Origin of the sequence: Curtobacterium sp. APC 4022 (assembly GCF_030407555.1) — a bacterium.
Classification (GTDB): Bacteria; Actinomycetota; Actinomycetes; order Actinomycetales; family Microbacteriaceae; genus Curtobacterium.
This window is the reverse complement of record NZ_JASDDD010000038.1, coordinates 15,782-34,936: the sequence shown is the minus strand read 5'-3', so window position 1 is coordinate 34,936 and position 19,155 is coordinate 15,782. Positions and strand designations below refer to the sequence as shown.

At 71.0% G+C, this 19,155-nt stretch carries 24 protein-coding genes; 10 read left to right on the top strand and 14 right to left on the bottom strand.

The window, feature by feature from the left end:
- Window positions 1-29: 29 nt before the first annotated feature.
- The 9 genes from QL987_RS12220 to treS form a co-directional block, all read right to left on the bottom strand.
- Window positions 30-590, bottom strand: a complete 561-nt coding sequence (locus tag QL987_RS12220; RefSeq protein WP_221849509.1) for a TerD family protein — start codon at window positions 588-590, stop codon at window positions 30-32.
- Window positions 587-1,159, bottom strand: coding sequence for a hypothetical protein (locus tag QL987_RS12215; protein ID WP_290157870.1), 573 nt, complete (start codon window positions 1,157-1,159; stop codon window positions 587-589). Before QL987_RS12215 ends, QL987_RS12220 begins: the two co-directional genes overlap by 4 nt.
- Before the next feature lie 18 nt (window positions 1,160-1,177).
- Complete coding sequence (locus tag QL987_RS12210; RefSeq protein ID WP_111073512.1) at window positions 1,178-2,398, bottom strand: toxic anion resistance protein; 1,221 nt, start codon at window positions 2,396-2,398, stop codon at window positions 1,178-1,180.
- Window positions 2,399-2,498: 100 nt separating this feature from the next.
- Window positions 2,499-3,077, bottom strand: coding sequence for a TerD family protein (locus QL987_RS12205; RefSeq protein WP_111073511.1), 579 nt, complete (start codon window positions 3,075-3,077; stop codon window positions 2,499-2,501).
- Window positions 3,078-3,156: 79 nt separating this feature from the next.
- On the bottom strand, window positions 3,157-3,738 hold the full coding sequence (locus QL987_RS12200; protein ID WP_221849511.1) for a TerD family protein: 582 nt from the start codon (window positions 3,736-3,738) through the stop codon (window positions 3,157-3,159).
- A gap of 28 nt (window positions 3,739-3,766) precedes the next feature.
- Window positions 3,767-4,354 (bottom strand): TerD family protein, encoded by a 588-nt coding sequence (locus QL987_RS12195; RefSeq protein WP_111073509.1) that lies wholly within the window; start codon window positions 4,352-4,354, stop codon window positions 3,767-3,769.
- Window positions 4,355-4,397: 43 nt separating this feature from the next.
- Window positions 4,398-5,528, bottom strand: coding sequence for a DUF475 domain-containing protein (locus QL987_RS12190; RefSeq protein WP_111073508.1), 1,131 nt, complete (start codon window positions 5,526-5,528; stop codon window positions 4,398-4,400).
- Between the two features lie 95 nt (window positions 5,529-5,623).
- Window positions 5,624-6,331, bottom strand: coding sequence for a 3'-5' exonuclease (locus tag QL987_RS12185; protein ID WP_290157873.1), 708 nt, complete (start codon window positions 6,329-6,331; stop codon window positions 5,624-5,626).
- A 60-nt stretch (window positions 6,332-6,391) separates the two neighbouring features.
- Window positions 6,392-8,146 (bottom strand): maltose alpha-D-glucosyltransferase, encoded by a 1,755-nt coding sequence (gene treS, locus QL987_RS12180; protein WP_111073506.1) that lies wholly within the window; start codon window positions 8,144-8,146, stop codon window positions 6,392-6,394.
- Between the two features lie 119 nt (window positions 8,147-8,265).
- Between treS and QL987_RS12175 the strand changes: the two genes are divergently transcribed.
- Complete coding sequence (locus QL987_RS12175; protein WP_290157868.1) at window positions 8,266-9,216, top strand: alpha/beta hydrolase; 951 nt, start codon at window positions 8,266-8,268, stop codon at window positions 9,214-9,216.
- Window positions 9,213-10,301: a glycosyltransferase family 1 protein gene (locus QL987_RS12170; protein ID WP_290157867.1), complete on the top strand. Its 1,089-nt coding sequence runs from the start codon at window positions 9,213-9,215 to the stop codon at window positions 10,299-10,301. Before QL987_RS12175 ends, QL987_RS12170 begins: the two co-directional genes overlap by 4 nt.
- A gap of 52 nt (window positions 10,302-10,353) precedes the next feature.
- On the opposite strand, the gene QL987_RS12165 is transcribed toward QL987_RS12170, so the two are convergent.
- On the bottom strand, window positions 10,354-11,097 hold the full coding sequence (locus tag QL987_RS12165; RefSeq protein WP_290157866.1) for a hypothetical protein: 744 nt from the start codon (window positions 11,095-11,097) through the stop codon (window positions 10,354-10,356).
- A 140-nt stretch (window positions 11,098-11,237) separates the two neighbouring features.
- Here QL987_RS12165 and QL987_RS12160 point away from each other — a divergent pair, with 140 nt between their 5' ends.
- On the top strand, window positions 11,238-11,453 hold the full coding sequence (locus tag QL987_RS12160) for a hypothetical protein (RefSeq protein WP_111073502.1): 216 nt from the start codon (window positions 11,238-11,240) through the stop codon (window positions 11,451-11,453).
- Between the two features lie 6 nt (window positions 11,454-11,459).
- Here QL987_RS12160 and QL987_RS12155 read toward each other — a convergent pair whose 3' ends face one another.
- Both QL987_RS12155 and QL987_RS12150 read right to left on the bottom strand, forming a co-directional pair.
- A complete protein-coding gene (locus QL987_RS12155) occupies window positions 11,460-12,098 on the bottom strand; it encodes a histidine phosphatase family protein (RefSeq protein ID WP_290157865.1) in 639 nt (212 codons plus the stop codon).
- A complete protein-coding gene (locus QL987_RS12150; RefSeq protein WP_111073705.1) occupies window positions 12,095-13,000 on the bottom strand; it encodes an NAD-dependent protein deacetylase in 906 nt (301 codons plus the stop codon). The genes QL987_RS12155 and QL987_RS12150 overlap by 4 nt, the downstream gene beginning before the upstream one ends.
- A 96-nt stretch (window positions 13,001-13,096) precedes the next feature.
- On the opposite strand from QL987_RS12150, the gene QL987_RS12145 reads away from it, so the two are divergent.
- Together QL987_RS12145 and QL987_RS12140 are read left to right on the top strand one after the other, a co-directional pair.
- Window positions 13,097-13,912, top strand: coding sequence for an RNA methyltransferase (locus QL987_RS12145; protein ID WP_111073500.1), 816 nt, complete (start codon window positions 13,097-13,099; stop codon window positions 13,910-13,912).
- 40 nt (window positions 13,913-13,952) lie between these two features.
- The gene (locus QL987_RS12140) at window positions 13,953-14,315 is read left to right on the top strand and encodes a hypothetical protein (protein ID WP_290157864.1); all 363 of its coding nucleotides are present in this window, start codon (window positions 13,953-13,955) and stop codon (window positions 14,313-14,315) included.
- 86 nt (window positions 14,316-14,401) lie between these two features.
- Here QL987_RS12140 and QL987_RS12135 read toward each other — a convergent pair whose 3' ends face one another.
- Window positions 14,402-14,902: a GNAT family N-acetyltransferase gene (locus QL987_RS12135; RefSeq protein ID WP_290157863.1), complete on the bottom strand. Its 501-nt coding sequence runs from the start codon at window positions 14,900-14,902 to the stop codon at window positions 14,402-14,404.
- A gap of 59 nt (window positions 14,903-14,961) precedes the next feature.
- Here QL987_RS12135 and QL987_RS12130 point away from each other — a divergent pair, with 59 nt between their 5' ends.
- The 4 genes from QL987_RS12130 (at window position 14,962) to QL987_RS12115 (ending at window position 18,067) form a co-directional block, all read left to right on the top strand.
- Window positions 14,962-15,549, top strand: coding sequence for a DUF1349 domain-containing protein (locus QL987_RS12130; RefSeq protein WP_290157862.1), 588 nt, complete (start codon window positions 14,962-14,964; stop codon window positions 15,547-15,549).
- A 78-nt stretch (window positions 15,550-15,627) separates the two neighbouring features.
- Complete coding sequence (locus tag QL987_RS12125) at window positions 15,628-16,857, top strand: MFS transporter (protein WP_290157861.1); 1,230 nt, start codon at window positions 15,628-15,630, stop codon at window positions 16,855-16,857.
- 70 nt (window positions 16,858-16,927) lie between these two features.
- Window positions 16,928-17,425: a GNAT family N-acetyltransferase gene (locus tag QL987_RS12120; protein ID WP_290157860.1), complete on the top strand. Its 498-nt coding sequence runs from the start codon at window positions 16,928-16,930 to the stop codon at window positions 17,423-17,425.
- Between the two features lie 60 nt (window positions 17,426-17,485).
- Window positions 17,486-18,067, top strand: coding sequence for a GNAT family N-acetyltransferase (locus QL987_RS12115; RefSeq protein WP_290157859.1), 582 nt, complete (start codon window positions 17,486-17,488; stop codon window positions 18,065-18,067).
- On the opposite strand, the gene QL987_RS12110 is transcribed toward QL987_RS12115, so the two are convergent.
- A complete protein-coding gene (locus tag QL987_RS12110; protein ID WP_290157858.1) occupies window positions 18,028-18,447 on the bottom strand; it encodes a VOC family protein in 420 nt (139 codons plus the stop codon). The two genes, QL987_RS12115 and QL987_RS12110, sit on opposite strands and share 40 nt — an antisense overlap.
- A gap of 68 nt (window positions 18,448-18,515) precedes the next feature.
- On the opposite strand from QL987_RS12110, the gene QL987_RS12105 reads away from it, so the two are divergent.
- Window positions 18,516-19,070, top strand: coding sequence for a phosphoribosyltransferase family protein (locus QL987_RS12105; protein WP_290157857.1), 555 nt, complete (start codon window positions 18,516-18,518; stop codon window positions 19,068-19,070).
- Window positions 19,071-19,155 lie beyond the last annotated feature (85 nt).

Here is a 19,155-nt window from a genome sequence, read left to right as displayed (position 1 = left end):
GCGACGGCGGAGGAACGGGTGCCCCGTCGTCATCGTGCGCGGCCGATGCCGTGGTCGGCGCGCAGGCCGGTCAGACCCGTGGTGTAGCCCTGACCCACGGCACGGAACTTCCACTCCGAGCGGTGGCGGTACAGCTCACCGAGGATCACCGCATCGATCAGGTGGTTCCGCTCGGACGGCAGCGGGAACGCGACGAGCTCGCGGCCGTCCGGCGCACAGACGCGGACCGACATCGAGCGGACGGAGCCGAGGTCCTTCGGGGACCGCGGGTCGGGGTCCAGGTAGACCGCGAAGACGATCTTGTCGACGGCGTCCGGGATGGATGCGAAGTCGACGTCGATCTCCTCCTGGTCGGACTCGTCCAGGTACCGGACCGACGCGTCGGCGCTCTCGATCTGGTTGAAGAAGACGAGGTCCTCGTCGGAGAGCACGTGGCCGTCCGGACCGCAGACGATCGCCATCGGGACGAGTTCGGCCGAGGGACCACGGCTGGCGATCTGGTCCCAGTGGATGCCGACGACCACCGCGGTGAGGCCGGGGTTCTCGGCGGTCAGCGCGGCGTTCGCGCCCGGGACGAGCTGCCCGGTCACGAGTCGGCTCCGCGCAGGCGCAGACCCTCGTCGCCGTCGCCCAGGCGGTCTCGGAGGAAGCGGCCGTGCGAGGAGAGTTCGGCGATGGCGCCGCTCCTGATCTGTTCGTGCATGTCCTCCACCGTCTCCGCGACGACGTCGAGTTGGCCGGCGAGGGTCGCCGTGGCGGCGCTCTCCGGGGTCCGGTCCGCTGCGGGCAGCGACCGGTAGGTCCGGACGGGCGTGGGCAGGTAGTCGTTCACGATGGCCTGGAAGAGGTACCGCTGCTCGGTGGAGGCGCCGCGTGCGATCACGGTGCCCGCCGCGTCGCGGAGGAGGTCCTCGACGTGGCGGACCCGCGACGACACCACGGTCGGCAGGTCGGCTCCGGCCGCCCGGACGATGGTCCGCAGGTCGTCGAGCCCGGCCGCGGCCGCGGCGTCGTCGGCCGCGCCACCGGAGCCGCGGACGTCGATGCGCGCCGCGGCAGCGGCTGCGGCCGACGCCGGGGTCTCGGCGTCCGGGTCGGGGACCCGGCGTTCCTGACCGTCGTCGTCGCGGCCGAACAGCGCGCGCAGGCGATCACGCACGGCAGTCGACCGCAGACGTCATCGCGTGACCGATCGGGGGTCGTCGTCGGTCTGACGAGCACGCTCGAGGTACGGCTTCGCCCGCTGGATGCCGGACTCGAGCGCCGAGACGGTCGAGGACATGTTCTGCGCCGCCTGCGAGCGGAAGGAGTCGATGGCGTCCATCGTCTGGAACACGTTGTCGAAGGCCTTCTGCAGGGTCTCGACGCTGACGCCGGAGTTCGTCGCCTGCTCGTGGATCCGCGTGGTCTGGTCGCGCAGCATCTCGCTGGTCTGCAGGATCATCGCGTTCGTGGTGCTGTTCACGGCGTCGATCTGGTCGAGCACCATCTTCTGGTTCGCCAGGGCCTGCGCCACGACGACGGCCGTGCGGAGGGCCGCGATCGTCGTCGTCCGGGCGCGCTCGACGCCCTTGATGAGCTCGGTGTTGTTCTTCCGGACCAGGTCCATCGCCAGGTAGCCCTGCACCGACACGGCGAGCTGGGTCAGGATGTCCTGGTGCCGCTGGCGCACCGGGAAGAGCACGTCGGACTCGAGCTTCTGCGCTTCGTCCACCCGGCCGCCGTTCCGCAGGCTCTCGATCTTCGTGACCGTCGCCGCGTCGAGCGCCTTGGCGAAGACCGCGTACTCGCTGAGCTGCTGCATGGTCTCCCACAGCTGGACCTTCTCGTCCGCCAGGGTGGCGTTGTCCTTGCGGAGCTCGTCCTGCCCGGCCATCAACGACTTGATGATCTTGTCGAGCTGGGTCTGCGCGGACTCGTAGCGCTGGAAGTACTTCGCCAGCTTGTTGCCGCCGGGGATCATGCCGAGGATCTTCCGACCGGTGCTGAGGTCGGCCTGGTTCGGCGTGAGGTCCTCGACGGTGGAGCGCAGGTCGCCGAGGGTCGTCGCGACCTTCACCTGCGCGTCGTCACCGGAGCGCTTGGCGCCGGCGACGGACGACTGCGACCGCTCGAGCATCCGCGACGAGAACCCGCCCGACCGCGCGATCTCCGAGCCGGCGATGGCGTTGATGCCGTCCACCTTTTCGGTGAACGCGGGCGAGCGCGGGTCGAGGTTCGCGACCTCTTCGACGAACTCCCGAGCCTGGGCCGCGATCTGCGACTGACGGTCGGCGTCCACCGGCACCATGCCCGGAGCGTCGTCCGGGGTGACGACCTCGGCGGCGTCAGCGGCACGCAGGACGAGGGCGTCCTGCGACGGGTCGGTGGGCTCCGGCGGAGCGAGCGGTCCGGGCATCGGTGGTCTCCTGTGACGAGGTGGAACTGCTGAGTGCTGCTGGTGCTGGTGCTGGTGCTGCTGGGCGGTGCTGGTGGTGCGGTGGCGGTGGCGCCGCCGGTCAGCTGAGGTTGACGCCGAAGTCCGTGGCGACACCTGCGAGACCGGACTGGTAGCCCTGACCCACAGCGCGGAACTTCCACTCGGCACCGCTCCGGTAGATCTCCGAGAAGATCATCGCGGTCTCCGGGGCGGCGTCCTCGGAGAGGTCGAACCGGACGATCTCGGCGCCGTCCTGGTCGAGCACACGCGAGTAGGCGCTGCGGACCTGGCCGAAGTTCTGGCGGCGTGCCTCGCCCTGGTCGATCGAGACGACCACGACGACGCGGTCGACGTCGGCCGGCAGGCTCTGCAGGTCGATGGCGATCTGCTCGTCGTCACCGTCGCCCTGGCCGGTGCGGTTGTCGCCCTTGTGCTCGACGGAGCCGTCGATGCTCTTGGGCTGGTTGTAGAAGATGAAGTCGGCGTCCGAGCGGACCTTGCCGTCGGGGCCGACGAGCAGCGCCGAGGCGTCGAGGTCGAAGGCCTCGCCGGCCGTGGTGCGCGGGTCCCAGCCGAGGCCGACGGTGGCCACGGTGAGCCCGGGGCTCGTCTTCGTGAGGGAGAGGTTGCCGCCCTTGCTGAGGGAGAGTCCGGCCATGATCGGGTCCTTTCGGTTGTGGGGGAGCGTCGTCGGTGACGCTGAGCGCGTCGCGTGCCTCGGGTGTGTCGGGCGACCGTCAGTCGAGGACGACGCCGTAGTCGGTCGCGACGCCGCGGAGGCCGGTCGCGTAGCCCTGACCGACGGCGCGGAACTTCCACTCGCCGTCGTACCGGTAGATCTCGGCGAAGATCATGCCGGTCTCCGATGCCGCGTCCTCGGTGAGGTCGAAGCGGACGACCTCGTTGCCGGTCTCGTCGTTGACGACCCGGCAGAACGCGCCACGGACCTGCCCGAAGTTCTGGTGACGGGCATCGGCCTGGTCGATCGTGACGACGATGACGACACGCGCGACGTCGGCGGAGACGATGTCGAGGTCGATGAGGATCTGCTCGTCGTCGCCGTCACCCTCGCCGGTGCGGTTGTCGCCCTGGTGGACGACCGAGCCGTCCACCGACTGCAGCTGGTTGTAGAAGATGAAGTCGTCGTTGGAACGGACCTTGCCGTTCGCGCCGACCAGCAGCGCCGAGGCGTCGAGGTCGAACTGCTCGCCCGCCGTCGTGCGCGGGTCCCAGCCGAGGCCGATCATGGCCCGGCGGAGCCCCGGATCGGTCTTGGTCAGGGAGAGGTTGTTGCCCTTCGAGAGCGAGAGGGTCGCCATCGATCGTCCTTCCGTCTGTGGGGTCGGCTCAGAGCGCGGCGGCTGCGGGGCCGACGAGGTCCTGGACCGTCCGGCCGTCGGCACGTTCACCGATCGCCGTGAAGGTCCATCCTGCTCCGGTGCGGGACACCTTCGCCATGACCATCGCGGTGTGCTGGCCGGAGTCGGTCAGCTGGTAGCGGGCGACCTCGGGCGCACCCGCGGTGGAGTCGTCGACCACGCGGCAGAACGCGTTCTGCACGTTGTCGAACGTCTGGCGGCTGTAGCTGCTGATCACGAAGACGATCTGCTGCACGGCACCGTGCACCGCGCTGAGGTCGATGCGGATGACCTCGTCGTCGCCGTCGCCCTCACCGGTGAGGTTGTCGCCAGTGTGCTGCGCGGAGCCGTCCTTGCTGCGGAGCTGGTTGAACCAGACGTAGTCGACGGGCTGGCCGTCGGCGCCGAAGAAGATCGCGGAGGCGTCGAGGTCGACGTCCGCGGACTTCTTGCCGCCGAACAGGCCGCGCTTCGTCGCCACGGCGTCCCACCCGAGACCGAGACGGACGCGCGACAGTGCGCTGCCGTCGGTCTTGGTGAGCGAGAGCGCCTGGCCCTTCTGGAGGCTGAGACCCATTGTGGTGAACCCTTCGTCGGTGGTGCAGTCCTGGTCGCGACCGTCAGGAGGCGACGGCTGCGTGGTCGTCCGCCGGCTCGTGCTCGCCGGCCTTGCGCTTGTTGCGGACCACCGAGGAGATGAAGGCGGCGAGGATGAACACGACGCCGATGAGGCCGGTGACGACCTCGTTCACCTCGGTGGTGATCGTGACGAGCAGGATCGCCGCGAGTGCACCGATCGCCCAGTGCGCACCGTGGTCGAGGTACTCGAACTCGTCCAGCGTGCCCTGTCGGACCAGGAAGACGGTGAGAGAACGCACGAAGAGGGCGCCGATGAGGCCCAGACCGAGGGCGATGATGATCGGGTCGGCCGTGATCGCGAAGGCCCCGATGACCCCGTCGAACGAGAACGACGCGTCGATGACCTCGAGGTAGAGGAACAGCAGGAACGCTGCCTTGCCGGCGACGTTGCCGACGCGGCGCTTGTTGCTGATGCGGTTCGCCTCGGCGACCATCTCGCCCGTGCTCTCGAACGAGTTGCCGTCGTCCTCCGGGTCGTCGACGTCGAACAGCCCGCCGAGGCCCGTGACCAGGAAGTACGTGACGAGTCCGGCGATGCCCGCGATGAGGACCGTCGACTGGTGGTCGCCGGCGGTGGTCCCCGCGATGGCCAGCAGCACGAGGGCGACGATGACGTTGACCATCGGGAGCTTGCCGATGAAGAGCAGCGGGCGTTCGAGCCAGCGCAGCCAGAGGATGTCGCGCTCCTCGAACATGAAGTCCAGGAAGATCATCAGCAGGAACATGCCACCGAAGGCAGCGATCTGCGGGTGCGCCTCGTGGAGCAGGTACGCGTAGGTACCGGGCTCGTCGATCGGGCCCTTCTCGAGGGCGAGCTGCACGGCCTCGACCGGGTTCAGCGACGCCGTGACGCCGACGATGAGCAGCGGGAAGAGCACGCGCATGCCGAAGACCGCGATGACGATGCCCACGGTGAGGAACATCTTCTGCCAGAACGGGTTCATCCGCTCGAGGATGCGGGCGTTGACGACCGCGTTGTCGAAACTGAGGCTGATCTCGAGCACGCCGAGGATCGCGGTGATGATGACCGCGCTCCATCCGCCGTAGACCAGCGCGATGGCCAGTGCGAGCACGGTGATGGCCAGGGACCACCCGAAGGTCTTCAGGAACACGTGCGCGGATCTCCCCTTGAGCGTGCGGTGCAGACGGTGTCTGCAGTGCGGTCGTCGAGGGGACGGCGCTGTCCGGCCCTCCCCCTCTCGGAATGCTACATGCTCGGGGCCGAGTGCCGACGGGGCCAGGTGCCGTCGGCGGTGAAGGACGGATCGCGCTTGCTCCGCATGTACTCCTGGAAGGACGCGGCCTGTTCGGAGCACCACGCGACCTGCTTACGGTGCAGCTCCTCGGCGCTGATGCCGAGCTCGTCCGGGTACTTGGCCGCGATGGCCTGGGCGACCCGACCGGCAGCGATGGCGTCGGCACCGGCGTCGTGCGCGTCGTCCAGCTGCACGCCGTACAGCTGCGAGGCGACCTCGAGCGTCCGCTTGCCCTTCCGGTACGTGTCGAGTGCCTTGTCCATCACGAGCGGGTCGACCACGTTGCCGATCACGGGGGAGGCGATGCCGTGCCGCTTGGCCTCCCGGTCGAGCAGCGTCAGGTCGTAGGGGGCGTTGTAGATCACCAGCGGGATCCCACGGGCGAACACGGCCTCGACCGCGGCGACGATCTCGGCCACGACCTCACCAGCGGGTCGCCCTTCCGCCCGGGCGCGTTCGGTCGTGATGCCGTGCACCGCCGCGGCCTGCTCCGGGATCTCGATGCCCGGGTCGGCGAGCCAGGCACCCTCGACGATCGAGCGGCCGGTCATGTCGATCAGGCCCACGTGCGCACTGACGATGCGCGCGGTCTCGACGTCGATGCCGGTCGTCTCGAGGTCGAACACCCCGAGTGCGTGCCACCACGGTCGGGTGGTCAGGTCCTGCGGGGGCCGGGTCGCCGTGTCGAGCTCGGCAGCGGGGGAGGTCACGCGGTCAGGCTAGCCAACGGCACCGACAGCCCCGCGAGGCGCGCTCGCGTTCTCGGCACCCTGACCGACGTGCAGCCAGTAGAACGCCTGCGTGCCGAGCGTCAGCGTGACGGTGCCGTCCGCGTCGAAGGACGGGAAGGAGCCGCCGCCGAACAGGTCGACGAGGGGGCGGCCGGCGTACTCGGGCGCGGTGATCGTCACCGACGTCGGGTTGTGGGCGAACGAGAACACGCAGAGCACGTCCTCGGCGCTCGGGCCGAACTGCTGGTCCGAGCCGGAGCCGGCCCACGACCGGACGAACGCCAGCACGCTGTCGTTCGAGGTCTGCTGCACCGCGATCGACCCCATCCCGAACACCGGATGGGCCTTCCGCACGTGGATCACGTTGCGGATCCAGTGCAGCAGGGAGCGGGACTGCGCCAGCTGGGCCTCGACGTTCACCTGGGCGTAGTTGAACACCAGGGACTGCACGACCGGCAGGAACAGCTTGCCCGGGTCGGCGGAGGAGAACCCGGCGTTCCGGTCCGGGGTCCACTGCATCGGCGTGCGCGAGGAGTCGCGGTCCGGCAGCCAGATGTTGTCGCCCATCCCGATCTCGTCGCCGTAGTAGAGGAACGGCGAACCGGGCAGCGAGAAGAGCAGCGCGTGCACGAGTTCGAGCTCGGCGCGGGAGTTGTCGAGCAGCGGCGCGAGACGACGACGGATGCCGATGTTCGAGCGCATCCGCGGGTCGTAGCCGTACCAGCCGTACATCGCCTGCCGGTACTCCTCGCTGACCATCTCGAGCGTGAGCTCGTCGTGGTTGCGGAGGAACACACCCCACGCGGCCGTCTCGGGGACGTCGAGCGTCTCGGAAAGGATCGCCTGCAGCTCCTTGGCGTGCTGGGCACGGAGCGAGTAGAAGATGCGCGGCATCACCGGGAAGTCGAAGGCCATGTGGCACTCGGGTTCCTCGTCGGTGCCGAGGAACGCAGCGGTCTCGCGGGGCCACTGGTTCGCCTCGGCGATGAGCACCCGCCCGGGGTACTCGTCGTCGACCATGGCGCGGAGCTTCTTGATCCACTCGTGGGTCTCCGGCTCGCCCTCGCCGTTGCCCTCCTCCGACTGGAACAGGTACGGGATCGCGTCGAGCCGCAGCCCATCGACACCGAGGTCCAGCCAGTGCCGGACGACGTCGTACACCGCCTCGACGACGGCGGGGTTCTCGTAGTTGAGGTCCGGCTGGTGCGAGAAGAACCGGTGGAAGAAGAACTGCCGACGGACCGGGTCGAAGGTCCAGTTCGACTCCTCGGTGTCGACGAAGATGACGCGGATGTTGGAGTACTCCTCGTCGGTGTCCCGCCAGACGTAGAAGTCGCCGTAGGGGCCGTCCGGGTCCTCGCGCGACTGCTGGAACCACTCGTGCTGGTCGCTCGTGTGGTTGATCACCATGTCGATGACGATGCGCATGTTCCGCTCGTGCGCCTTCGTGACGAGTTCGCGGAACTCGTCGAGGGTGCCGAACTCGGGCAGGATCGCCTTGTAGTCCGAGATGTCGTAGCCGCCGTCGCGCAGCGGGGAGCGGAAGAACGGCGGCAGCCAGAGTGCGTCGACGCCGAGCCACTGCAGGTAGTCCAGGCGGCTGATCAGGCCCTGCAGGTCGCCCGTGCCGTCCCCGTTCGAGTCCACGAACGAGCGGATCATGCACTCGTAGAACACCGAACGCTTGTACCAGAGCGGGTCGAGGGTCAGTCCGGGCTGCTGGATCGGGGCTGTGAAGGACACCGTGCTCCTCGAAGGTCGTCGACGGTCCTCCAGAGCAGGAGGGTCGCCCCGGACACGCTAGCCGCGGGACCTCCGACGCGCACACCGTGGAGCCGGAGAGGTTCCCTAGACTGGCGCGGATGCAACCGCCCGTGCTGTCCCCGTACCAGTCGCTGATGGCGGCCACCCCCGTCGTGCACCGCACGGTCCAGGTCCAGGACCGCACCACGCACTTCTGGGAGTACGGCCCGACCGAAGCCGAAGCCGAAGCCGAAGCCGAAGCCGAAGCCGAAGCCGGAACCGCCCCGGCGACCGTGCTGGCGGTGCACGGGTTCCGCGGCGACCACCACGGGCTCGAGTCGATCGCCGCGCACCTGGTCGCCGGCCACCCGACCGGCGTGCGGGTGATCGTGCCGGACCTGCCCGGCTTCGGCGTGTCCGACCCGCTGCCGACGTCCGACCTGGACGGCTACGTGCACTGGCTCGAGGGTTTCCGCGACGCGCTCGGCCTCGACCGGGACACCGTGGTCCTCGGCCACTCCTTCGGGTCCATCGTCGTGTCCGCCGCGGTCGCCGCCGGACTCGACACCCGCCTGCTCGTCCTGGTGAACCCGATCGCCGCGCCCGCACTGCAGGGACCCCGAGCGATCGGCACCGGCGTCGCCATCGCCTACTACCGTCTCGGCGCCTGGTTGCCGAGGCAGCTCGGCCTCGGTCTGCTGCGGAACCGGGTGATCGTCCGCGCGATGAGCATCGCGATGCTCAAGTCGCGTCGGCCGTCGCTCCGACGGTGGGTGCACGACCAGCACGACCGGTACTTCTCGGCCTTCGCGAACCGCACCAGCGTCCTGGAGGCGTTCCGGACCTCCGTCACGCACGACGTCGCGCAGTTCGCCGACCGGATCGCCGTGCCGACCCTCCTGGTCGCGGCCGAGCACGACGACATCACGGCCGTCCCGGAGCAGCGTGCCCTGGCAGAGCGGCTGGCCGACGCGGAACTCGTCGTCGTCCCGGGCGTCGGTCACCTGGTGCACTACGAGACGCCGGCCGCGGCTGCGAGCGCGGTCCTCCGACGGATGCAGACGTCGTGACCCGCCTCCGGATCGGCATCGACTGCCGCTACGTCCGCATCGGCCGGCACGACGGCATCAGCCGGTTCACGGCGGGCGTCGCCGCCCACCTGCCCGACCGGCACGACCACGTGCTGCTCGTCTCCGACGAGCGACAGCTCGAGTCCCTGCCCGCCGGGATGCCGTGGGAGCTCGTCCCGGCGCCGACCGACGCGGGGGAGCCCCTCGTGGCCCGCCACGTCAACCGCCTGGGCCTGGACGCCGTGTTCTCGCCCATGCAGACGATGGGTTCCCGGGGGCGGCGGTACGCCCTCGTGCTGACGCTGCACGACCTCATCTACTACCGGAACCGCACGCCCCCGCGTGAGTTCTCGTGGCCGCTGCGTCTCGGGTGGCGGGCGTTCCACCTGGCCTGGTGGCCGCAGCGGTTCCTGCTCAACGGTGCGGACGGCGTGGTCACGGTCTCCGAGACGACCGCCGGGCTGATCGCCGAGCACCGTCTGACGGACCGTCCCGTCACGGTGGCGTACAACGCCGCCGACCCGGCCGAGCCCCGCGACACCGATGCACCTCGGCAGAAGTCGCTCGTCTACATGGGCTCGTTCATGCCGTACAAGAACGTCGAGACGCTGGCGGCCGCGCTGCCCCTGCTCGGCCCGGGCTGGACGCTGCACTGCATGTCGCGCGTCTCCGACGCCGATCGGGCACGTCTCAGCGGGCTCGCCCCGGCCGGCGCGGTCGTCTTCCACGACGGCGCGAGCGACGAGGAGTACCGCGCGGTGCTCCGGTCGGCGACGGCCCTGGCGACCGCCTCGTACGACGAGGGCTTCGGCATCCCGCTGGTGGAGTCGATGGGCGTCGGCACGCCGGTCGTCGTCAGCGACATCCCGATCTTCCGGGAGATCGGGGGCGACGTCGCCGAGTACTTCGACCCGTCGTCAGCATCCGCCGTCGCGGCCGCGGTCCGCCGACTGGAGGCCCGGTGGGACGCCGCCTCGCAGGCGTCGGTCGCGCAGGCGGCCCGGTTCCGGTGGCAGGACTCCGCCGAGCAGGTCGTGCGTGCGGTCGAACATGCGGTCGCCGACCGGGAGGCTCGTCACCGCTGAGCGTGGCCGTGGGCGTCCGTCGTCAGCTCCCGCGACGTCAGCTCCCGCGCCGTCAGGGGTGGACCGTCTGCACCTGGACGCCCGGGAAGACCTCGTCACCCACCTGCTCGGCAGCGGCGGCGACCGCGGCGAACCCGACGCCGAGACCCGCTGACCGCACCGTCACCCGCTGCGCGGCGGGCTCGTCGGATCGTCCGTCCGACCGGGCCTCGAACGTGCAGGCGACACCGAGCACGCCGCCGATCGCGCTGAGTCGCTCGGCCAACCGCAGTCGCCGCTGACTGGACTCCTCGGAGTCGGAGACCCCGACCTGCCGGGTCCCGAAGTCCACCTCGGCCCAGATCCGGACGCCCGAGCCCGAGCTGTCGGCGGCTGCGCTGCTGACGGCGGAGACGAGGGCGCGACGGTCCTCCGCACCGAGTTCCGGGTCGGCGCGGACGAGGGCGGTCACGTCGTAGCCCACGAACGAGGTCTTCTCGGTCCGGGCCCGTTCGACCGCGCTGACGCCCGGCAGGGCCGACGCCGCCGCCACGAACCGGGCGCGGTCGCCCTCCGGCTGCGGGAAGACCCCGCCGACACCGCGCTGGACGCCGGACAGGATGACGCCGAGGACGACGACGAGCACCACGGCGACCACGACGACGCCGAGGACGACCGCCGTGCCCGCGCGGACCCGTTCCGGCCGGGACAGTGCCCGCATCGAGGCGGTGTCCGGACCGAACGCGGCGTCCAGGTCGTCGTCGTCCCACGGATCACGGCCGCGGGGACCGTCGGTGTGTCGTCCACCAGCGCTCACAGCGTCACCTCGCAGCGGCCGGATCGTTGCTCGGACCCGCACCGTCCACCGGAGCGTAGTCCGCGCCCTGGTCGGGCGCTCTCGGTCACGCTACGGTGGAGACGGACGGGGGCACGGGCCTCCCGTCGGACGGGGGAACCATGCTCATCACACTCATCGCCGTCGGTGTCGTCATCGTGGCGGTCGCCGTCGGCATGGCGGTCGCCGACCGCCGCCGAGCACGTCTGCTGCGCGACCTGCCGGACGCCGGGGTGCAGCACGGCACCGGGGCGTCGGACCACGACCTGCGGGTCGCCGAGGCGCAGGCCGCGCGGACCGCGGGCGGGACCGGCTACACCGGCGGCTCCGGGATCTGAGCCGGGTCAGCCGCGGCGTTCGAGCGGGTTCTGGTACTCGAACGCGTAGCGGCCCGGCGCGTCCGAGACGTCCTCGATCGGGTCGTCGGAACGGACCAGCTCGGCACGGAAGCGCTCTGGGTCCCATCGGAACGAGTGCACCGAACCGTTCCTGATGGGAACGGTGGAGCGTTCGATCGTGCCCGGCGCCGCGGCGTCGACCATGGTCCGGATGACCGCGCCGTGGGTCGCGACGACCACCGCACCGGCGTCGAAGCGGACGGCGATCTCGGCGAGCGTCTCGGTCACCCGGTCGAGCAGGGCTGCCCGTGACTCGCGGCCCGGCACCGCGTCGTGCGGCCAACGGGCCTCGATCTCGGGGTGCGTGAGCCCCTCGGCGTCGCCGTAGGAGCGTTCCCGGAGCCCGTCGTACGTCGACGGCTCGGCGAGCCCGAGGTGCGTGGCGATGATCGTGCCGGTCTCGGAGGCCCGGGACAGCGGCGACGAGACGACGGCGTCGAAGCGACGGCGGGTGAGTAGCACGGCGGTCTCGGCGGCCTGTCGTCGACCGGTGTCGTTGAGCGGCACGTCCGTCGACCCCTGGATGCGTCGTTGCCGGTTCCAGTCGGTCTCGCCGTGGCGGACCAGGTAGAGGAGCGTCGTCACCCGTCGATCATCGCAGACGCGGTGAGCCGCGCCGCGAGTTCGACCAGGGTCTCGGTCGTGCCGGCGTCGATCTTCACCGCGGCACGGCGGTCGCTGCGGGTCGCACCACGGTTCACGATGACGACCGGGTGCTTCCGCCGGGTGGCGTGGTCGAGCAGGCGGACGCCGGAGTTCACCGTCAGCGACGAGCCGACGACGAGCAGGGCGTCGGCCTCGGCCACGATCGACACGGCCTCGCGGAACTTCTCGGCGGGGACGAACTCGCCGAAGAACACCACGTCCGGCTTCAGCACGCCGCCGCACACCGTGCAGTCCGGCACCCGGAAGCGCTCGACGTCGGTGATCTCGACGTCGCCGTCGGGCTGCAGCTGCACGGACCCGGGCTCGTCGATCCACGGGTTCTCGCGGTCCAGGACGGCGGCCAGGTCGGCGCGGGAGAACACCTGCCCGCAGGTCAGGCACACGGCGCGGTCCATCGAACCGTGGATCTCGACCACCCGACGGGAGCCGGCACGCAGGTGCAGGCCGTCGACGTTCTGGGTGACGATCCCGCTGACGACCCCCGCGGACTCGAGCGCGGCGAGCGCCCGGTGCCCGTCGTTCGGCCGCGCGGCGGCGAAGGTCCGCCAGCCGAGGTGCGAGCCGGCCCAGTAGCGCTGGCGCTTGGCGGGGTCGGCCAGGAACTCCTGGAACGTCATCGGCTTCCGGACGACCCGACCCTCGCCGCGGTAGTCGGGGATGCCGGAGTCGGTGCTGACGCCGGCGCCGGTCAGGACGGCGACCCGCTTGCCGCGGAGGACCGCGACCGCCCGGTCGACGTCGGTGACGGTCTCGTCGGTCGCCAGCCCGTCGGTCCCCGCGTCGGGCGCACCGTTGGTCGTTGTGCCGTCGCTCGTCGCCATCGTGTCCACGGTACCCTCAACCGCCGAGCGTCCCCGGTCCTTCCCCGGGCCGACGTCCGCGACCCGACCACGATCCTCCCGACCGGAACGAGCACCGTGCACCCCGTCCGCATCGACTCCCTCGACGACCCGCGCCTGGACGACTTCGCCCGGCTCACCGACGTGGCGCTCCGCCGCGTGACGGAGCCCGAGGGCGGCCTGTACATCGCCGAGTCGAACACCGTCATCGAGCGCGCCGTCCGTGCCGGCCACGTGCCGCGCAGCGTGCTGGTGCAGGAGAAGTGGCTGGACAGCGTGCTCCCGCTGGTCGACGAGCACGACGGCCCGGTCTTCGTCGGGTCGGACGCGCTGCTCGAGCAGCTCACCGGGTTCCGGATGCACCGCGGCGCGATCGCGGCCATGCACCGACCCGAGCTGCCCACCGTCGCCGACGTCGTGCGCGACGCCCGGCTCGTCGTCGTCCTCGAGGACATCGTCGACCACACGAACGTCGGTGCCGTCTTCCGCAGCGTCGCCGGCCTCGGTGCGGACGCCGTCCTGGTGAGCCCGCGCTGCGCCGACCCGCTCTACCGCCGCAGTGTCCGCGTCAGCATGGGCACCGTGCTGCAGGTGCCGTGGACGCGCATCGGGGAGTGGCCGGCCGCGGGGGAGGACCTCCGTGCGCAGGGCTTCCACGTCGCCGCGATGGCGCTCACCGACCGCTCCGTCGACCTGGAGGAGTTCGTCGCCGACGTGCCGGAACGGGTCGCCCTGGTGATGGGCACCGAGGGGCAGGGCCTGACCCCGGCCGCGGTCGCGGCGGCCGACACCACGGTGCGGATCCCGATGCACCACGGCGTCGACTCGCTCAACGTGGCCGCGGCGAGCGCCGTCGGGCTCTGGGCGGTCGCGCACGCGCAGCGGGCACGCTGATCTGCTGCCCGGTCGATCGCGTCTGAAATAGGCTGGTCGGATGCTCTCCCGACGCGACGCCGCCGTCCGACTCGACATCACGCTCGAGATGGCGACCCACCACGGGATCCCCACGCGCCTCAGCGAGGCCGACCTCACGGCGATCGAGCAGGACCCGCCCGCGTGGCTGGTGCAGTCCCGCGCGAACCGGACGGGTGCGAAGAAGGTGTGGGTGCGCCTGGACTGTGTGGTGTGCGGGTACTCGGAAGAGGCACGGCCGAAGAAGTGGTGGCCGGACTGGGACCACCTGATGTGCGATTACCACGCGCCGTACCAGGCACCCGAGCCGACGGCGGGCTTCGTGCGGCACGAGGTCGAGGGTGTCGGCAGCCGGTTCGTGGCGCTCGTGGACGAGAAGGCGTAGCGCGCGGGCTGATCGTTCGGCAACGGCGCCGAGCCCTGACGGGCCGGCGGCCGGGTACGGCGGTGGCCGGGTGCGCCCGCGACGCGTCAGGTCAGGTCGGCGGCCATCTGCACGCGCCGTCCGTACCGGTCGAGGCCGAGGCGGTGCTCGGTCTCGACGAGCGAGCGGTGGAACGCCGTGACGGGCTCCTCCTCGACGAAGCCGACAGACCGGTAGAAGGGGGCGTTCCACGGGACGTCCGCGTACGTCCGCAGGGTGATGCGTTCGTACCCGAGCAGCCGGGCGCGGTCCGCCGAGGCCGTGACGAGCCTCCGCCCCAGCCCCCGGCGGGCGTGTTCCGGGCGTACCGAGAGCTGTTCGAGGTGGCACAGGCCGTCCACCTCGACCACGTGCGCGAACCCGACGACGTCCCCGTCGTCGAGCGTGACGACGAGCACGAAACCGGGCTGCGCCAGACGGTCGGAGCCGGGGGCCGCGGGCGGCCAGGACCCGGGGTGGAGCCGTTCCACGAGCAGCCGGTCGGCGTCGTCCTCGATGGCCTCGATCGTGGCGGCGTCGGTCGGACGGGCGGAGCGGATCGACGGCACACGTCGATCGTACGGAGCCCGAGCCCGGGCGTCCTCGCCGAGGCCGTACATTCAGTGGCATGAGCGACATCGACTGGAACGCGGGCACCTGGACGACCACCCCCGCACACGTGCAGGTGTCCGACGACGGGATGCGTGTCACGGCGGTCGAGGAGAGCGACGCCTGGCGGATCACGTCCTACGGCTTCGTCCACGACACCGAGCACGCCCTCCTCGCGCCGTTCGCCCAGGACACCGCGATGGAGGTGTCGTTCCACCTGGACTTCTCCGCCCAGTTCGACCAGGCCGGCATCTTCGTCAAGGTCGACGACAGCACCTGGACCAAGGCCGGCGTCGAACGCAGCGACGACCAGGACAGCCTCGGCGCCGTCGTCACCCGCGGTGTCTCCGACTGGTCGCTCGCGCCCGTGCCGGACTGGCACGGACGCCTGGTCACGATCCGCGCCAGCCGCTCCGGCGATGCCCTGACCGTCCGGGCCCGGGTCGACGACGAGCCGTGGCGTCTGGTCCGCGTGGCACCCCTGGACCCCGACGCCGAGGTCGGTGCCGGGCCGATGTGCTGCGCGCCGTCGCGGGACGACCTCACCGTGCACTTCACCGCCTGGCGGACCGGTGCGGCCGACGCCAGCCTGCACCCGGAGGACTGACCTCCTGCCGCTGCGCTGACGGCCGAACCGGTCGAGGGAGTGGTCCGGCCTGTCTCCGGTACTCGGTAGCGTGACCGCGTGCATCTGAGCTGGGATCGGGCGGTGCCGTCGCGATGGCGATCGCTGCCGCCTCCCGTCTGGCTGCTCGTCGCCGCCCGGACCGTGAACCGCCTCGGGGCCTTCACGCTGCCCTTCCTCGCCGTCGTGTTGGTCGACGACTTCTCCGTCCAGGTGCAGACTGCCGGAGCGATCGTCGCCCTCTTCGGGGTGGCGACGATCCCCTCGCGACTGATCGGTGGCTTCCTCAGCGACCGGATCGGCCACCGCTCCACCATCGCGTGGGGCCTCACCCTCACCGCGGTGTTCCAACTCCTGCTCGCGGCGGCACCCGGCGTCGTGACCGCTGCGGCCGCAGCGGTGCTCATCGGCCTGTCGTTCGAGATCTACGAACCGCCGTCCCAGGCACTCGTCGCCGACGTCGTCGAGGGCGACCGCGACCGGGTCGCCGCCTACGGGTTGTACTCGGCTGCACTCGCCGTCGCCGGGGTGCTCGCCGGCGTCCTCGCGGCGACCGTCGGTGGTGTCGACCTCCGACTGCTGTTCGTGGTCGACGCGGTGACCTGCCTGGCGTGCGCGACCCTCGTCCTCGTCGGGTTGCAGCCGCGTCGCGGGGGACAGGAGCCGGAGGATCGTGCGTCGACCCCGGCTGCGGTGGTGCGGAGTCCGTGGCGGGACCCGATGCTCGTCGGGATGCTCGTCACCGGCACGGGCTTCGCCGTGCTGTACCTGCAGCTCGACGTCGCACTTCCCCTCACACTGCGTGCCGACGGGATCCGGCCGTCGCTGGTCGGCGTGCTCTTCGCCGTCTCGGCCCTCGTCATCGTCCTCGGGCAGCCGCTGGTCGTGCGGGGGCCGCTCACCCGGTGGAGCCACTTCGCGGCGCTGGCGATCGGTTTCCTGGTGCTCGGCGTCGGTTTCGTCCTCAACGGAGTCGCTGTCGACCTGCCCGGCCTGATCGCTGCGACGGTCGTGTGGAGCCTCGGTGACCTGGTGCTCCTCGGGCACGCCACCGCACTCGTCGCGGCGATCGCTCCCGCGACGTCGCGCGCTCGGTACATGTCGGTCTTCGGCATCAGCTGGGGCATCGCCGCCGCAGTCGGGCCACTCGTCGGCACCCAGCTGATCGCACACCTGCACGTCAATGGCACCTGGTGGGTCCTCGGCCTGCTCTGCGTCCCGCTCGCCGCAGCGCAACCCGTCCTCGCGGCAGCTGCGCGGCGATCCGGTCGGGCATTCGCGCGTTCCTGACCGACGACCGCGATCGCGGCGGGCTGCCCGGTCATGGGCAACGAGGGGCCGCAGTTGCTACAGTCTCGAGATGGCACGACTCGACGGCGACGCAGGGACCGTGACACGGCCCGCCACGGTCGAGGACGCCGAGAGCATCGCCCGTGTGCACGCGACCTCATGGCGCGAGACGTACGGTCGGCTGGTCGAGGATCCGGACACGAACCCCTGGTTCGACGTCGACCGACGAGTCGGCATGTGGCGGACGTACCTGGAAGACGGGGTCTTCTCCACCACCGTGGCCGAGGATCCGACCGGCGTGATCGGGTTCGCGGCCGCCCAACGCGCAGTCGAGCCCGACGCGGTCCGCCCAGAGGAACTCGCCATGCTCTACGTGCTCGAACGGGTGCAGGGAACGGGAGCCGGTCAAGCGCTCCTCGACGGGGTGCTCGGCGGACGTCCTGCGTCGCTGTGGGTGGCGGCGGACAATCCTCGAGCCCATGCGTTCTACCGCCGGAACAGGTTCACCGCCGACGGCGCCACCTCGAGTTTCGAGCCACTCGGCGCCACCGTGCGACTCGTCCGGTGAGCTGACGGTCCGCGAGATCAGTGCCGAAGACGCGCACCGGCTGTGCCAGTCTGCTGAGCGATGACCATCACGAACGCACCCTGGCACCACGCGCAGCCCGACCAGTCCGACGTGCACCTCGACGTCGTGCCGGAGGCAGTGCTGCACGCCCTCGCGGCCGGTGAGACCGACTCCACGACTCGCCGGACCATGTCGCCCTACCTCACCGGGCCGGAGTGCGCCTCGCTGTGGCGCAAGAGGAGCGAGCAGATCCGCGAGCGCCCGGGCGACGCACCTTGGGTCACACGGTTGATCGTCGACCCTGCAGTCGCCCTTCCGGTCGGCCTCGCCGGCTTCCACGGCCCGCCGGATGCGGACGGCATGGTCGAGGTCGGGTACCGCGTGGATCCGGCCCATCGCCGCAGGGGGTATGCGAGACGGGCACTCGAGACGCTCCTGGCGGTCGCGCACGACCACCCCGACGTGCGGACGGTGCGGGCCACCATCAGCCCGGACAACGCTGCCTCACTCGCCCTGATCGCCGCGTACGGGTTCGTCGAGAACGGCGAGCAGTGGGACGAGGAAGACGGCCGGGAGATCGTCTTCGAGGTCTCGGTCGACGGTCAGCGCCGCCCCACGGAGGACTGGAACCGCACCAGGTAGCCGTCCGGGTCCTGCACGAGGAACTGCTCGACCCCGGCCTCCTCGCCGCCGACCGGGTACCACTTCGTCTCCGGCTCCATGAAGAGCGGCCAGTCGGCGTCCCGCAGCACTGCGACGAGCGCTCCGCTGTCGGGCACGCTGACCTGTAAGTTCACGCCACGGCCCAGGGGAGCGTCGAGCGGACCCGTCACCCAGTTGCGGCCGACCCCGGCCTGCTCGAGCATCAGGTGTGCCGAGCCGAGGACGACGTAGGCGAAGCGCTCGTCGGGCCTGGCGTAGCTGATGGTGAAGCCGCAGAGGCCGCACCAGAACGCCAGGCTGTGGTCGAGGTCGGCGACGAGGAGCTCCGGGACGAGTGCGGGTTCGAGGGCGTCGGTCACGGCACCATCGTGGCATCGAGCGAGGCAGCACCCGTGTGTCCCGAGCGTCGTGTCCCTAGCGTCGGGGTGTGCACACCCACGACGCCGTCGACCGCGGCCACGACCTGGTCCTCGAGCACTTCCGCTGGATCGACGGTGCAGCCGACACCTGGACCATGCTCCGGTCGGCCGACGCGCTGGCCGGGATCGTCGCGGGGCTCGCCGCACTGGTCGAGGACGCTCGGCCGGACGTCGTGATCGGCATCGAGTCCCGTGGTTTCGTGCTCGCTCCGCCCGTCGCGCTGACACTCGGTGTCGGCTTCGCCCCGGTCCGGAAGGACGGCGCGCTGTTCCCCGGACCGCTGGTGGCACGGACGACGGACCGCGACTACCGCGGGAACCGGCGGACCCTGTCGGCGCGCCGGGACCTGTTCGCTGCCGGGCAACGGGTCGTCCTGGTCGACGACTGGATCGAGACCGGCAGCCAGGCGCTCGCGGTGGCGCAACTGGTCGCCGACGCGGCAGCGGACCTCGTCGGCGTTGCGGTGGTCGTCGACGAAGCGGGCCCCGGAGCGCGCGCAGCACTCCCGATGCTGCGGAGCCTCGTCCGGTCGTCCGAGCTCGACGCGGGTCGCCGCAGCTGACCCCGTCGGCGCTCCTCCGGCGCCGGACGGCAGTGCCGGGAGGCCCGCCCCGGCCTCGCGACGAGCCGCACCGGTCCCAGGGGGC

Excerpts from the sequence above, each read along its gene's own strand:
- QL987_RS12210 (WP_111073512.1), bottom strand. The coding sequence starts at position 2,398 with ATGCCCGGACCGCTCGCTCCGCCGGAGCCCACCGACCCGTCGCAGGAC.
- QL987_RS12205 (WP_111073511.1), bottom strand. The coding sequence starts at position 3,077 with ATGGCCGGACTCTCCCTCAGCAAGGGCGGCAACCTCTCCCTCACGAAG.
- QL987_RS12200 (WP_221849511.1), bottom strand. The coding sequence starts at position 3,738 with ATGGCGACCCTCTCGCTCTCGAAGGGCAACAACCTCTCCCTGACCAAG.
- QL987_RS12195 (WP_111073509.1), bottom strand. The coding sequence starts at position 4,354 with ATGGGTCTCAGCCTCCAGAAGGGCCAGGCGCTCTCGCTCACCAAGACC.
- QL987_RS12175 (WP_290157868.1), top strand. The coding sequence starts at position 8,266 with ATGCAACCGCCCGTGCTGTCCCCGTACCAGTCGCTGATGGCGGCCACC.
- QL987_RS12160 (WP_111073502.1), top strand. The coding sequence starts at position 11,238 with ATGCTCATCACACTCATCGCCGTCGGTGTCGTCATCGTGGCGGTCGCC.
- QL987_RS12150 (WP_111073705.1), bottom strand. The coding sequence starts at position 13,000 with ATGGCGACGAGCGACGGCACAACGACCAACGGTGCGCCCGACGCGGGG.
- QL987_RS12140 (WP_290157864.1), top strand. The coding sequence starts at position 13,953 with ATGCTCTCCCGACGCGACGCCGCCGTCCGACTCGACATCACGCTCGAG.
- QL987_RS12130 (WP_290157862.1), top strand. The coding sequence starts at position 14,962 with ATGAGCGACATCGACTGGAACGCGGGCACCTGGACGACCACCCCCGCA.
- QL987_RS12120 (WP_290157860.1), top strand. The coding sequence starts at position 16,928 with ATGGCACGACTCGACGGCGACGCAGGGACCGTGACACGGCCCGCCACG.
- QL987_RS12115 (WP_290157859.1), top strand. The coding sequence starts at position 17,486 with ATGACCATCACGAACGCACCCTGGCACCACGCGCAGCCCGACCAGTCC.